General features: G+C 68.3%; 8 protein-coding genes. 3 read left to right on the top strand and 5 right to left on the bottom strand.

Going from position 1 to position 13707, the window contains the following annotated elements; genetic code table 11:
- Positions 1 to 43: 43 nt before the first annotated feature.
- From Pla163_RS05035 to Pla163_RS05015, 5 genes are all read right to left on the bottom strand, one after another.
- A complete protein-coding gene (locus Pla163_RS05035; RefSeq protein ID WP_145184532.1) occupies positions 44 to 1669 on the bottom strand; it encodes a MotA/TolQ/ExbB proton channel family protein in 1626 nt (541 codons plus the stop codon).
- Positions 1670 to 1689: 20 nt separating this feature from the next.
- The gene (locus Pla163_RS05030) at positions 1690 to 2535 is read right to left on the bottom strand and encodes a DUF3450 family protein (RefSeq protein ID WP_145184518.1); all 846 of its coding nucleotides are present in this window, start codon (positions 2533 to 2535) and stop codon (positions 1690 to 1692) included.
- A 22-nt stretch (positions 2536 to 2557) separates the two neighbouring features.
- Entirely contained in the window at positions 2558 to 5659 is a 3102-nt protein-coding gene (locus Pla163_RS05025) for a TonB-dependent receptor (RefSeq protein WP_145184515.1), read from the bottom strand.
- 271 nt (positions 5660 to 5930) lie between these two features.
- Positions 5931 to 7259, bottom strand: coding sequence for a hypothetical protein (locus Pla163_RS05020; protein ID WP_145184512.1), 1329 nt, complete (start codon positions 7257 to 7259; stop codon positions 5931 to 5933).
- A gap of 279 nt (positions 7260 to 7538) precedes the next feature.
- Positions 7539 to 10943, bottom strand: coding sequence for a hypothetical protein (locus Pla163_RS05015; protein ID WP_145184509.1), 3405 nt, complete (start codon positions 10941 to 10943; stop codon positions 7539 to 7541).
- A gap of 414 nt (positions 10944 to 11357) precedes the next feature.
- Between Pla163_RS05015 and Pla163_RS05010 the strand changes: the two genes are divergently transcribed.
- From Pla163_RS05010 to Pla163_RS05000, 3 genes are all read left to right on the top strand, one after another.
- Positions 11358 to 12137: a T9SS type B sorting domain-containing protein gene (locus Pla163_RS05010; RefSeq protein WP_145184506.1), complete on the top strand. Its 780-nt coding sequence runs from the start codon at positions 11358 to 11360 to the stop codon at positions 12135 to 12137.
- 172 nt (positions 12138 to 12309) lie between these two features.
- Entirely contained in the window at positions 12310 to 13092 is a 783-nt protein-coding gene (locus Pla163_RS05005; protein ID WP_145184503.1) for a hypothetical protein, read from the top strand.
- A 171-nt stretch (positions 13093 to 13263) separates the two neighbouring features.
- Complete coding sequence (locus Pla163_RS05000; protein WP_419186506.1) at positions 13264 to 13683, top strand: VOC family protein; 420 nt, start codon at positions 13264 to 13266, stop codon at positions 13681 to 13683.
- The last annotated feature ends 24 nt before the right edge of the window (positions 13684 to 13707 follow it).

Genomic DNA, 13707 nt, shown 5'->3' with positions numbered 1-13707 from the left:
TTTCGGATGCGTGGTGGCGGACGGACGGCGGACCGGGGCGCGCTCAGACGGACGGCGTGGACGGCGTCCGCGCGTTGCCGTTGGCCGAATCGCGCGGCTCGTCGACGAGCGGCCCGAGCATGTCGCCGAGGATCTCGCTCACCTGCTGACGGACGACGGCGGGGTCGGCGGCTCCGCTCGCGGCGACTTCCTGGACCGCGGTGGGACGCAGGCCCTGAACGCGCGCGGCGAGCGGCGACTTCGACACCGCGTTCACGAAGGACACCGCAGCGGTCTCCATCTGCCCGACGATGCCGCGCGCCTTCCGCGACAGGAACGCGTGCAGGAGCAGCGACGGAATGGCGACGATCAAGCCGTACTTGGTCGTGATCAGCGCTTCCGAGATGCCGCCCGAGAGCGTCTTGACGTCGCCCGATCCGTAGATGTTGATCAGCTCGAACGTCTTGATGATGCCGGTGACGGTTCCGAGCAGACCCAAGAGCGGAGCCGACGCCGCACAGATGGCGATGAACGGCAGCATGCGGTTGAGGCGGAAACGCGCGGTGAGGACGTTCTCGTACATCACCTCCTCGATCAGATCGCGCGGCTGACCGATGTTCTCGACGCCGACGCCCAGCATGCGCCCGACGGGCCCGCGCATGTTGTGCACGGCGCTGCGGGCGGCGGCCGTGTCGCCGGCGCTCAGGGCCGCGTTCAGGGCGCGCGACTGCTTGATCGTCGGCTTGCGCACGAAGGCCATGCTCAACCACTTGAAGAGTGCGACGAGCAGCGCGACGGACGCCATCGCGAAGATCGGGATCATGACGGCCCCGCCCTTCTCGACCTCTTCGAGAACGCTCTGCTCGATCGCCGCGACCTTCTGTGCGTCACCCAGAGTCGGGTCGACGGGCAGCGTGTCGCCCGAGCCCTCGACGACCGCCGACGCCGCCGCGGCGAGCTCGGGGTCACCGAACGAGAGGACGGACGGCTTCAGCTTGCCGGCCTGCTGCTCGACCGGACCGACGACACGACCGTCGGCGGAGCGGAAGAACGTGACCGGGCCGATGACCAGGAAGCGTCCCAGGTCGAACGCCCCGCTGGGCTCGACGGCCCGTCCTTCGAAGCGGACGCCGCCGAGTGCCTCCTCGAGGCGCTCCAGTCCGGTGTAGAGCGTGGCGGTCTGCGCGTCGAGTCGCTCCGCCTCGGTCAGGTTCGCGTTGTCGCCGGCCAGGAGCGCCGTGTCGATGGCCTCCTGGAAGCGCTGCTTCTCAGCGATCGTGATGCGGCTGTCGAAGTTGCGCGCGTAGTCCACGAACAGGCCGGACAGGCTGCGGATCACGTCGCGCCGAGCCTTGACCTCCGCGTTCAGGTTCACGAGCCCCTGGGCCGTCACGTCCATCCGTCGCGTGGACTCGTCGTACTGCTGGCGCACCTCCTGGAGCTCGGCCTCGCGCTCGCGGAGCCGACTTCCGAGTGCCACCTGTTCGTCCGAGATCCGCGCGCGCAGCTCGGACAGTTCGGCCAGCTTCTCGTCGGAGCGGCGTTGAACGTTCGCGGACGCGTCCTCGAAGGTGCGTGAGCGGTCGGCGGTCGCCGGGCCCTCCTGGAGCGGGGCGACCCGTGCGCCGAGTCCAGCTCCGAGGGCGCTCGCACACAGGACGGCGAGCGTGGTGATGATGCGGTGCTTCATGGTTCGTTCCTCGCGCGCGCTCAGCGGACGAGCACGGGAAGGGGGACGTAGGCGGCCGGTTCGTTCGTGCCGTGGACGGCGATCGCGCGCTGGATGTCGGCGGCGCGGGTCGGCATGTCCACCCACGTCCAGCCCTCGTCGGAGACCGTTCCGACGCCGGCGACCGAGCGATCCGCGCTGACGTAGTAGGCCTGGCCGACACCGAGGTAGAGCGTGGTCACCTCGACCTGCGAGCCGTCCTCGAGGTCGCGCACCTCGCTGCGCACCGTGACCTCGCGGTTGAACTTGTCGATCTCGTTGACGATCGCGACGACGTTCCCGTAGCGCTCGGCGAGCGACTGATCGGTCGTGGTCGGATCGGTCGGGATGCGCTGGCTGAACGGCCGCACGCGGTCGGTCACGACGGCCGGCATCCGGTCGAGCAGTTGCACGAGACGCGCTTCGAGGGCGTCGATCCCCTCCTCCAGCGTGGCGGTCACGAGCTTCAGCCGCTCGTTCTCGGTCTCGAGCTCGTCGACGCTCGACCGCGTCGCGTCGAACGTCGCCTGGTTCTCGACCACCCGGGCGCGCAGGGACTCGATCTCCTGACCGACCAGCTCGATGCTGTCCTCGAGCGTCTCCTTGCGCTCCTTCCAGGAGGCCGTCTCCTGCGAGATCAGTCGCTCCGTGATGGCGCGCTGCTCGAGTGCCGCGCGCGCGGTGTCCAGTCGCGCCTCGACGGACTCCTGGGCGGCCGATCCTCCCTGGGCGGCGGCGTCCTGCGGAGGGCGCGCGGCGGCCGAGACGAAGCCGAGAGCGCCGGCGACGACGACCGAGGCGAGGGCGAACGGACGGCCGCTGCGAAGTGTGGTGATGGACTGTTTCATGGCTCGCGGGATCCTCTCGGGATCAGAAGGCGAAACTCGCACTGAGGCTGATCGAGTAGTCGATGCCGCGTGTGCGCGAGGTGCGGATCGTGTCTCCGCCGATGTACTGGGACCGATAGACCTCGTCGATCGTCGGATTGGTGAGGTTCTTGGCCTGGAACTTGAGCTTCAGGTACGGACCGAGCTCCTGGGTCAGGCTCATGTTCAAGGTGTCGTAGGCGAGCGCGTAGACGCTCGGCACGAAGTCGTCCGTCGCACTCGCACCGGCGACCAGCGTGTCGCCCTGCACCGTGTAGAAGACGGTCAACTGCGTCCCCGATTCCGGCACGTCGTACGTGGCGAAGATGTTGTAGAGGTACTCGGGCGCCTGGGTCATGTCGCGCGACTCGAGCGGCGCGGCGATGCCGGGGGCGGCGAACTCGGCCTTCTCGCGATCGGTCAGTTCGACCTCCGAGCGGATGAACGTCGCGTTCGACCCGATCGAGAGGCCGTCGAGTCGATCCCACATGCGACCGAGGTCCTGGCGCACTTCGAGCTCGTAACCCGACAGCTCGCCCTTCGGGTAGTTGAAGGGCGAGGTGTACGTGCCGAGCGAGGCGTCGACCTGCACGTACTCGATCGCACCCTCGATGTCCTTGGCGAACCACGAGACCGAGACGATGCCCCCCTCGTACGGCACGTAGTCGAGGCGCAGGTCGAAGTTGTCGATCTGGCTCTGCTCGAGGTTCGGATTCCCGACGAAGAGCGGTCCACCGAGGAACTCCTGCTGGAGGACGGGCGTGACCTCCTTGAAGGTCTGGCGCGCGATGGTCTTCGAATAGGCAGCGCGCAGGGTCACGTCGCGGAACGGCTCCCAGACCAGGCCGATCGAGGGCAGCACTTCGTCGATGTTCTCGCCGGGGACGTCGGCCTCGCCCGGTTCGAGCGTCGTGGCCTGCTCGTCGGGCGGGATCCCGTTCGCCGGGTCACCGGGGTCGACCCACAGGGCGTTCGCCTCCGGGAAGTTCGTGACCGCGAGGCGCGTGCGTTCGAAGCGCGCGCCCGTGATGAGTCGCAGCTGCTCCGAGAGCGGCAGGTCGATCATCCCGTAGAGCGCCGTGATGTCCTGCGTGCCCTCGTAGTCGACGTCGGACGCGAACTCGACGATGGCGTGGTTCTCGTTCGGGAACGACGCGGACCAGAAGTCGCCGAACCCGCCGGGCGCCGCGAAGTCGTTGTTCGGGTCGCCGTTGCCGTTCGTGTACGAGTCCTGGTCGAAGGTCCGCTCGAGGCGATCCGCGAAGAGACCGAACGACAGCGAGCCACCGCGCCCGTCCCACTGCTCGAAGGGGAACGTCACTCCGAGCGAGAGCTGGTCGTTCTCCTCGATGATCTCCTTGAACGTGCGCTGGAGGTTGCCGAGGTTCACGCTCGCCGCCGGGCGGAAGAAGATGAACTCGGCCGGCTGCAGGATGTCGATGATCCCCGGGATGAAGAAGCGCGTCTCGGGCAGGAACACCGAGCCGAACTGGCGCTTGTCGGGCTCGATCTGGTCGGCGCGGTTGGTGGAGAGGTTCCACGAGACCTCGGGCTCCGAGAAGTCGAGCAGGCCGTCCCAGCCGAAGTCGGTGAGCGGCACGCTGACGGCCCCGGTCCACTGCAACGACGTCGTCGTGCGCTCGGTGTAGGCCAGCGTCTCGGTGCGGATGTACGGAGCCGCCAGACGGTTCGCCGCGTCCAGGTTCGGACCCGCGTGCCCGGGATCGCTCGGGTCGTTCGGGTCGTACTCGTCCGTTCCGAGCGTCTCCTGGATGAAGTAGCGCTTGCCGCGGGTGTCCTCGGCCAGCGTGACCTTGTCCTCGGCCGTGCGGTTGTAGAAGAAGATCAGGTCCGTCTTCACGAACTCCGACTCGAGGCCGATCGTCGCGAGACCGCCCCACTGCACCGAGCGCGAGCCCTGGTCGATGTCGAACAGCGCGGTCTGGAACTCGCCCTGCTGCAGCGTTCCCTGCGACGGCTTCGGCACGAGCGGCCCGCCCGGATCGCGCACGAGGTACGAGTCGTTGCGGCCCTTCTCGTAGTAGGAGGTGTCCGTCTCGTAGAAGAAGCTCGCGAGCCCTCCCACGCGCACGCCGCTGTCGAGTTCGCGGCTCCCGCCCGCGGCGAACGAGTACTTGTAGTCGAACAGGGGCGCCGTCTCGCGCGAGATGCCGACGGCGCCGGTCCAGTTGCCGCCCGTGGGTTGGACATCGTTGCCGCCGCTGTTGCCCCAGTAGTTGAGCGACGGGTCCTCGTAGGTCAGGAAGTCGTCGCGGCCGGCCACCTGGCTGTTGATGCTGACCTGCGAGCTGAACTTGAAGACCGTCTCGTCGGGGATGCCCTTCAGGCGCACGTCGACCGCGCCACCCGAGGCGTCGCCCTGCTGATCGGGCGTGAAGGTCTTCGAGACCTGCAGGCTCTCGAGGACGGCGGACGGGAACTGGTCCAGCTCGACCGCGCGCTTGTCCTCGTCGGCCGTCGGCAGGCGGACGCCGTTGAGCTGTGAGCTGACGTAGCGATCGGGCAGGCCCCGGATGACCGCGAACTTGCCGTCCTGGACCGTCGCGCCGGAGACCAGCTTGAGTCCGTCGGCGGCGTCGCTGAGCCCCGCACGGCTCATCAGGTCCGAACTGATCGAGTCGAGCAGCGCCGGGCTGTCGAAGCGCAGCTGCAGGAGGGCGAGCTCCGTGCCGGCGCCGAGCTGGAGAACGTCCTCGACGACGAACTCGTTCATCTCGTTGAACTTGCCCGTCAGCTCGACATCGAGGTCGCGCACGCCCCCAGAGGTCACCAACACCTGGAAGACGGGCAAGCGGTCGAACCCGTCCTTCGTGAAGATGACCGTGTACGTCCCGGGCGCGAGTCCGCTGACGAGGTAGTTGCCCTGACTGGAGGTCTGCACGGTGCGATTGGCCTCGACCACGAGGACCTGCACGGCGGCGAGTGGCAGACCGAAGTCGGCGTCGTCGACGCGACCGCGGATCGAGCCCGTGCCCGTCCCGGCGTCCTGGACCGGCATCCCGGCCAGCGCGACCGGGGCCAGTGGATCGCCGAGCACGGCGAGCACCAGAGCGACGACCACAAGGGTCCACCATCGAGCGATCACTGGCTGCTGCTTCCTGTCCCGCGGGACGACGAGGTGTCGGGTTCGTGGCGAGAACAGCGGCCGCGATGCGATCCGCGGTGTGTTCCGCGGTGCGATCCGTGTTCGAGGCGGGGACAGTACGAGGGGAGCGTGAAGGCTCTCCAAAGGCCTGTTTTGATTGGAGTGAATGCGGCGTGAGCGTTCGGAGACTCGCACCACCACGCACGAGAGCCCCGGTGCGGCGCCGAACGCGCTGCACCGGGGCTCTCGGCCGGTCGCCGTCACCCGTCCCCTACCAGGGGTCGGACAGTCCGGCGCGCGCCGCGCTCAGAGCCTCGCGAAGCTCCTCGTCCGGCGCGATCCCGTGCAGCGCGAGCGAGCACAGGGTGGCGACGAGGTCCTCGGCGCGCGGCTTCGAGTTCGGGTTGGTGACACCGTCGCTCACGACTCGCCGGTAGAGCGACAGCGCACGCTCGCGATCGCCGAACGCGAAGAAGCTCTCGGCCACGGGGCGCAACGTCTCGGCGCGCCAGATGTCGACGATGCCGGGCCACTCCTCGTCGTAGGTCGCGAGTGCGTCGACGAGCGCCGAACGCCCCCCCGCCTCGTCCCCGCAGCGAAAACGCATGACGGCCAGGCGCGACTTCATCGGAACGAGGTCGCGAACCCGCCACTTGGAACCGTCCACGACGGTCTGCGCGTCCTCGAGGAGAACGAGCGCGCCTTCCGCATCGTCCCGACCGAGGGCGACGTCGACGAGCTGGAGCGTGATGTCGAGGCGCACGGGGATCGGAACCTGCTTCCACGATCCGCGCAGCTTCTCGAGGACGAGGGCGCGACGGGCTTCGTCGGCGTAGAAGCGGTCGTAGAGCTCGACGCAGGCCTCGAAGGCGTGCGCGACCTGCTCGAGGTCACCGCGCCGCACGACTTCGTCGACGGCACGCATGCGGCGTTCGAAGTCCTCGGGCTCCATCGTCAGCGCCCGCGCCTTGTCGACGATGCCCTGGTCGGACGACTCGAGTCCACCCGCCAGACGATCGGCTTCGTCGGTGCGGTCCAGGACCACCAGGACGTAGGCGATCTTCGCGAGGATGCGTCCGGCGCGCCAGCTCTGGGGCAGGTCGGGGTCGGTGGCGAGCGCGATCTCGCGGGCGCTCTCGATCAACTCGGCGGCGCGCTCACCGGCACCGCGTTCGGAGAGGAACATGGCGACGTCCGCGTAGGTGTTGCCGCGGCGCCAGTTCTCGATCCGGTCCGCGTAGGCCAGCGCGCGTTCGTGCTGGTCCAGTCGCAGGGCGCAGGTGGCGACCTCTTCCTGGAGGGCTCCGCGCGTCTTGTGGTGCGGCGAGCTCGGGACCGCGCTCGCCACGTCGAAGGCGAGGTCGAGCAGTTCGATCTGGAACGCTTCCAGCTCGGGCTCGACGAGCACGACGGTGGCGGCGACCTCGTCGGAACTGGCGACCGGCGTGCTCGGCTCGGGAGACTGTGCCGTGGCGGTGGACGGGTTCGATTCGGAGGTGGCTCCGGCGTCGAGGCAGCTCGAGAGGAGCGCGCTCGCGAAGAGGCTGCCGAGCGCGAAGGTGCGCAGAGAGCGGGGAGCTTTCGAGTCGGTGGGCTTCATCGTGCGTCGGGGGTGGCGCCGGGTCGGGCGCGATGGCCGCGGCTGTGGGTCGCGGCGCGTGGGAGGTGCGTGTGGGACGGGTCTCGTCGTGTGGACGCTCGCGATGCTTCGCGGCGAACGTCCGGTGTGCGGTGTGCGGCCCGGGTCGGGCTGCGAGGCGGACACCGTGGTCCGCGGGTGTCCCGGCGCGCTGGCGCTCAGGAACGGGATCGGGCCCGCGACGCTCTCGCGCCGCGGGCCCATTCGATCGTCACTTGCGGTCGATCGTCGTCATCCGGATCAGAGTCCGACGACGATCTCGATGCCCTCGGTGACCTTGCCTTCGAAGGTGAACAGGTTCACCAGGCCGCCCTGGAAGGTGATCCGCGCGCCACAGAAGGAAGCGTCGTTCGGGATCGGGAGCGGCACGACCTTCGATCCGACGAACGTGCCGGTGAAGGTCAGCGGGTTGATCAACGAGAAGACGTTGATGACCGAGGTCGCCTGCGGGGTGGTGCAGCCACCGTTGACCGCGTTCGGGAAGATCAGCGGGCCGCCGGCGCCGGCGAAGATGCCGTAGCCGTAGAAGCCGGCCGGGTCGATCCCACACACCGGGGCGGCGGCCAGCGTGAAGCCGAAGCCGTTGTTGCCGATGGTCGGGACGCCGTTGGCCGTCAGCACGCCGGGGGCGAGCGTCGGGTCGGGGACCACGTTGGCCTCGGCGGGCAGAGCGACGAACCCGAAGGCGTCGGCCGCGGTCCAGTTGCAGAGCCAGTTGTCGGTGGTGTTGAACGCTCCGCGGTAGTTCGCGGGGACGAAGAACCCATCGTTCGGGGCGGCGGCGACGCTCGAGACGGCGTCACCCGCGGCGCGCGGGTCGAGGCTGATGACGCGCGCCATCAGCTTGCCGCCCTTGGAGACGAAGCCCTCGCGAGCGATCGACTTGATCGGCGAGACCGTGGCGACGAGGTTGTCGTTCGCGGGGGTCGCACCGGCACCGAGCACACCGCGGGCGATCGCCTCGGTGTAGGCGTTGGCCTTCAGGTTGTTGTAGAAGACCGAATCGCGGATCTCCGCCAGGTTGCCGGTCGGATCCTGGGCCTGGTAGGCCGCAGCGATCTCACCGGGGGTCCCGAAGGGGTTCACGGTCGACGTGGCCGAGGCCGAGGTCGTCCAGGTGTCGGCCCAGGACAGCGTGCCGTTGTGGCCGTAGCCGCTGGCACCGTCGCCGTCGTCGCCGTCGAAGCGGACGAGCTCGTCACCGAGGTCCATCCAGATGCAGTTGCGGTACTGGACGCGAGCGTTGTCGCGCCAGGCCGTTCCGCCGTCGCCGTCGAGGGGCTGACCGATGACCGTGTAGTTGTAGACGGCCGCGGTCGTCACCGGCTGGAAGTCGGAGTCCTCCGCACCGTCGGTCTCGATCGCGTTGTCGCCCACGCCGGAGCCCTGGACGTCGTCGAGGCTGTAGCCCTGGACGATCAGGCCGAACTGGGTCTTGCCGCGCCAGCCCTGGTCGATGTCGAGGCTGTCGTCACCGATGTTCCAGATGGAGACGTGGTCGAGGTTGACCGTGCCGCCCCAGATCTCGATGCCGTCGTCGACGTTGTTCATGATCTCGACGTAGCTGATGTCCGTGCCGCGGCCGATGCCGCCGAGCGAGAGACCGTTCAGCTCCTTGGTGAGCGAGACCACCTTTCCGCCGTAACGCAGCGAGAGGTAGTTCAGCGTACCGCTGTCGTCGTCGTCGTTGCCGCCGCCGTACTCGTCGCGGGTTCCGCCGAAGGTCAGACCTTCCATCGGAGCCACGTTCGAGGCGTTGGGGGTCGCGGTGTTCGCACCGTTGTCCGAACCGATGTAGGCGTCACCCATGATGGTGAGGTTGCCCCACTCGAGCGCGGACTCGCGCCAGGTGCCCGTCTTCGGATCGCCGTTCACCCAGGTGTAGGTGTCCAGCTTCGAGGTCATGATGACCGGCTTCTTGAAGGTGCCCAGGACGTTGATGTCGGCGCCGTTCGTGACGGCGAGACTTCCGCCCGCGTCGCTGGCGACGACCGTGCCGGCCTCGATGGTCAGCGTGGCGCCCGGAAGGACGTAGATCTGACCCTGGAGGTTGTAGCGCTTGTCGGCGGTCCAGGTCGTCGAGGTGGTGATGTCGCTGGTGACCAGGACCTCGTCCACGTCCTCGACGAAGCCGAAGGCCTGGGCGGCGGTCCAACCGCAGAGCCAGTTGTGGGTGCTGCTGAAGCCACCGCGGAACTGGGCGCGCTCGTAGAACGGGTCGGAGGCCGGGGCCGATCCGACGCTCGTCACGGCGTCACCCGCGGCGCGCGGGTCGAGACCGACGACCTGCTGCATGGGCAGGCTGCCCTTGATGACCGTGGCCGCGCGCGTGATCGACTTGATCGGCGAGACCGTGGCGACGAGGTTGTCGTTCGCGGGGGTCGCACCGGCGCCGAGCACACCGCGAGCGATCGCCTCGGTGTAGGCGTTGCCGGCGTTGTTGTTGAAGAACACCGAGTCGCGAATCTCCGCCAGGTTGCCGGTCGGGTTCTGGGCCTGGTAGGCCGCAGCGATCTCGCCCGGAGTGCCGAAGGGGTTCACGGTCGACGTGGCCGAGGCCGAGGTGGTCCAGGTGTCGGCCCAGGACAGCGTGCCGTTGTGGCCGTAGCCGCTGGCACCGTCACCGTCGTCGCCGTCGAAGCGGACCAGTTGGTCCCCGAGGTCCATCCAGATGCAGTTGCGGTACTGGACGCGCGCGTTGTCGCGCCAGGCCGTGCCACCGTCGCCACCGGGCTGACCGATGACCGTGTAGTTGTAGACCGCGGCGGTCGTCACCGGCTGGTAGTCGGAGTCCTCCGCACCGTCGGTCTCGATCGCGTTGTCGCCGACGCCGGAGCCCTGGGAAGCGTCGAGGCTGTAGCCCTGGACGATCAGACCGAACTGGGTCTTGCCACGCCAACCCTGGTCGACGTCGAGGCTGTCGTCACCGATGTTCCAGATGGAGACGTGATCGAGGTTGACCGTGCCGCCCCAGATCTCGATGCCGTCGTCGACGTTGTTCATGATCTCGACGTAGCTGATGTCCGTGCCGCGGCCGATGCCGCCGAGCGAGAGACCGTTCAGCTCCTTCGTGAGCGAGACCACCTTGCCGCCGTAGCGCAGCGAGACGTACTTGAGCGTGCCGCTGTCGTCGTCGTCGTTGCCACCGCCGTACTCGTCGCGGGTGCCGCCGAAGGTCAGACCTTCCATCGGAGCCACGTTCGAGGCGCTCGGAGTCGGCGTGTTGCTGCCGTTGTCCGAACCGATGTAGGCGTCACCCATGATGGTGAGGTTGCCCCACTCGAGCGCGGCTTCACGCCAGGTGCCCGTCGTCGGATCGCCGCCGGTCCAGGTGGCGACGTCGGCCTTCGAGGTGAAGATGATCGGGGCGTTGACGGTGCCCTCGGCGATGATGTCCGCACCGTTGGTGATCGCGAGACTGCCACCGCCGTTGGTGGTGCTCGCGATGACGGTGCCCGCCTCGATGGTCAGCGTCGCGCCCGGGAGGACGTAGATCTGGCCCTGGAGGTTGTACGTGTTGTCGGCCGTCCACGTGGTGGAGGTCGTGATGTCGCCCGAGACGAAGATCTCGGCGGCATTCGCAGTGCCTGCGGCCGCGAGTCCCAGGAAGAGGGCGGCTGCGGTTCCGTGAGCGAAGGTTTTCACTGTCTGGAGGAGTTGGGGTTGGGTCGGTCGGTCGGTCGGTGAGCGGCGGTCGCGAGGACGGTCCTCGAGCCCGGAACTCCGGCTCACGGGCGAGGACGATAGGGACGCGATGTTGGCGGTCGGTGAAGAGCCCGTGAGAGGGCTCGGAATCACCGCGCTCGCGCCGTGCACGGACGTAGACCCCTTCCCCCGCGCGGCTTGCGCTCCTCGGGGAGCCCGACCTGCCCGAGTTCGTGAAGACGGCGTGCCCGCTCGGTGCAGGTCGCGCGGACACTGGTCGGTCCGAGGAGAAACCCAGACCCCGTGGCGACGTAGCCCGGGCGACTCCGGCGGAGAAGTCGCCGACCGGAGACCTCGCGCCCCGCCGCCACGCGCCTCGGCACTTCGCCTGCACGCCTCACTCCCACGCTCCCCATGAAGCTCCGCGTCACCGCCCTCCTCGCGACCCTGGTCGCCCTCGCCCCCGTCGCGTCGGCCCAGCTCAACACGACCGTCGGGCCAGCGACGGTGCCGCTCGGAGGCGAACTCTCGATCACGTTCTCGAACGACACGCCCAGCTTGAACGGTGTCAGCATGAGCTGGCTGCGGGTCCGCGACGCGAACAACGTGATCGTGTACAGCGACACGAACTTCGAACTCGCAGCCACGATCGGACCCTGGGGCTGGACGGGCTTCACCTGGGACCTCGAGGGCGACAACGGCCAGCCGCTGCCTCCTGGGACCTACCGCGCCGAGGTCAAGTCGGACTTCGGGCTGACGTCGACCTTCCACCGCTTCAGCATCGTCGACGGCGCCGCGGGACTCGTCTTCGAGGGCACGCCGGTGCTCTACGGACCCTTCGGTACCGGCTTGTCCGAGCGCAACTTCTACCTGCAGTCGCCGAACGATCCCGGTGCGTTCTACTTCCTGCTCGGGAGCTTCACGAGCGCGGTCGGCGTCCCCACCTGCAACGGGACGTTCCCCCTCGATCCCGACGCGCTCTTCGTCCAGACGCTGACGCCGGGTGCGATCTTCACCAAGTCGCTCGGGACCTTGAACGGTCAAGGTCGCTCGCGGGCCCCGCGCTTCCCGATCCCCCAGGATCCGTCGTTCATCGGCATCGACGTGGAAGCCGCGTTCGTCGTGCTCGATCCACTCGCCGCGTGTCCCGTCGTCCGCATCTCGAACGTGCACTCGATGACGATCGTGGGCTGACCCGCGCTCCGACCGCGGAGCCGGGGCCTGCGACCGCAACGGCGCGAAACTCCCCCGACCTCGCGGCGTACCTCCAAGTCTCCACCGCGCACTCGAGCACTCCGACGGGCACCTGCTTCCCATCGGAGTGCTTCGCCGTTCAGCGCTTCCTCCAGACCCCTCGACGACACCGATGCTCCGTCTCGCTCACGTTCTCGCCGCGCTCCTCTCGATCGCAGCCGTCCCCGTCGCCCAGGCACAACTGCGCACCGTCGTCGGTCCGTCCGTCGTGCCTCTCGGCGGTCAACTCTCGATCACGTACTCGAACGACACGAACCTGTTCTTCGGCACCGAGTCCGACTACCTCGTCGTCCGCGATCAGAACGGCACGGTCGTCTACAGCGACACCACGTTCGAGCAGACCCAGACGCTCGGCCCGTACAGCGCGTTCAGCCTCTACTACAACCTGAAGAACGCCCAAGGACAGCCCTTGCCCGTGGGTGACTACGAGGCCGAAGTGAAGATCGGCGGCGGTGATCCGTCGACCTTCCACCCGTTCAGGATCGCGAACGGCGTGGCGGGCCTGGTCTTCGAGGGCACGGCCAACATCAACGGCCCGTTCCCCGGCACGCCGTCCCAACGCAACTTCTACCTGCAGTCGCCACGCGACGCGGGCGCGCTGTACTTCCTCCTGGGCAGCTTCACGAGCTCGACCGGTTTCCCGACCTGCAACGGCACGTTCCCGCTCGATCCGGACTCGCTGTTCGCCCAGACGTTGACGCCGAACAGCGTCTTCACGAACTCGATCGGCAACCTCAACGGCCTGGGACGCTCGAAGGCGCCCAAGTTCCCTCTGCCGGCGAGTCCGTCGCTGGTGGGGATACAGGTGGACGCGGCGTTCGCGGTCCTCGACCTGTCGAAGCCGTGCCCCGTCGTGCGTATCTCGAACGTGCACACGGTGACGATCTTCGACTGAGACCGGACTCCGCTCGCGCCGCAGCGAGATGATCAGTCTGACGCCGCTCCCGGGGACTCCCCGGGGGCGGCGTCGCGTTCCAGGATGGGTTCTCGGGAGGTTCGGCGCGCCGACACGGTTCGGCGATCGCTCTTCCTCCTCCCCACCCGATCCCGGAGCAGGACCGTGAAGATGCGACTCGAACACGCGAACGTGGCCGTCAGCGACGTGGATGCCGTCGCGGCGTTCCTCGTGGACGCCTTCCCCGATTTTCGCGTGCGCGGCGGTGGTTCGAAGGCGAACGGCGAACGCTGGCTGCACGTCGGCACGGACGAGACCTACGTCGCGCTGGAGGAGGCGCCCCTGGTCGATCGTCCTGCGCGCGAGCTCTACGGCCGCGAACCCGGACTCAACCACCTGGCGTTCGAGGTGGACGACGTGGACGCGCTGCGCGAGCGGTTGATCGCCGCCGGGCACCTCGACTCGACGATCCCGAACGACCACCCGCACCGGCGCCGCGTCTACTTCCACGATCCGACCGGGCTCGACTGGGAGTTCGTCCAGTACCTGTCGGATCGCGCCGACGAGCGCCACGACTACGACCTGGCCTGAGACCGGCGCGCGCGGTCCAGGCTC

This window comes from Rohdeia mirabilis (assembly GCA_007750655.1).
Classification (GTDB): Bacteria; Planctomycetota; UBA1135; order UBA1135.
The sequence above is the reverse complement of the archived record's forward strand: the minus strand, read 5'-3'. Positions and strand labels throughout refer to the sequence as shown.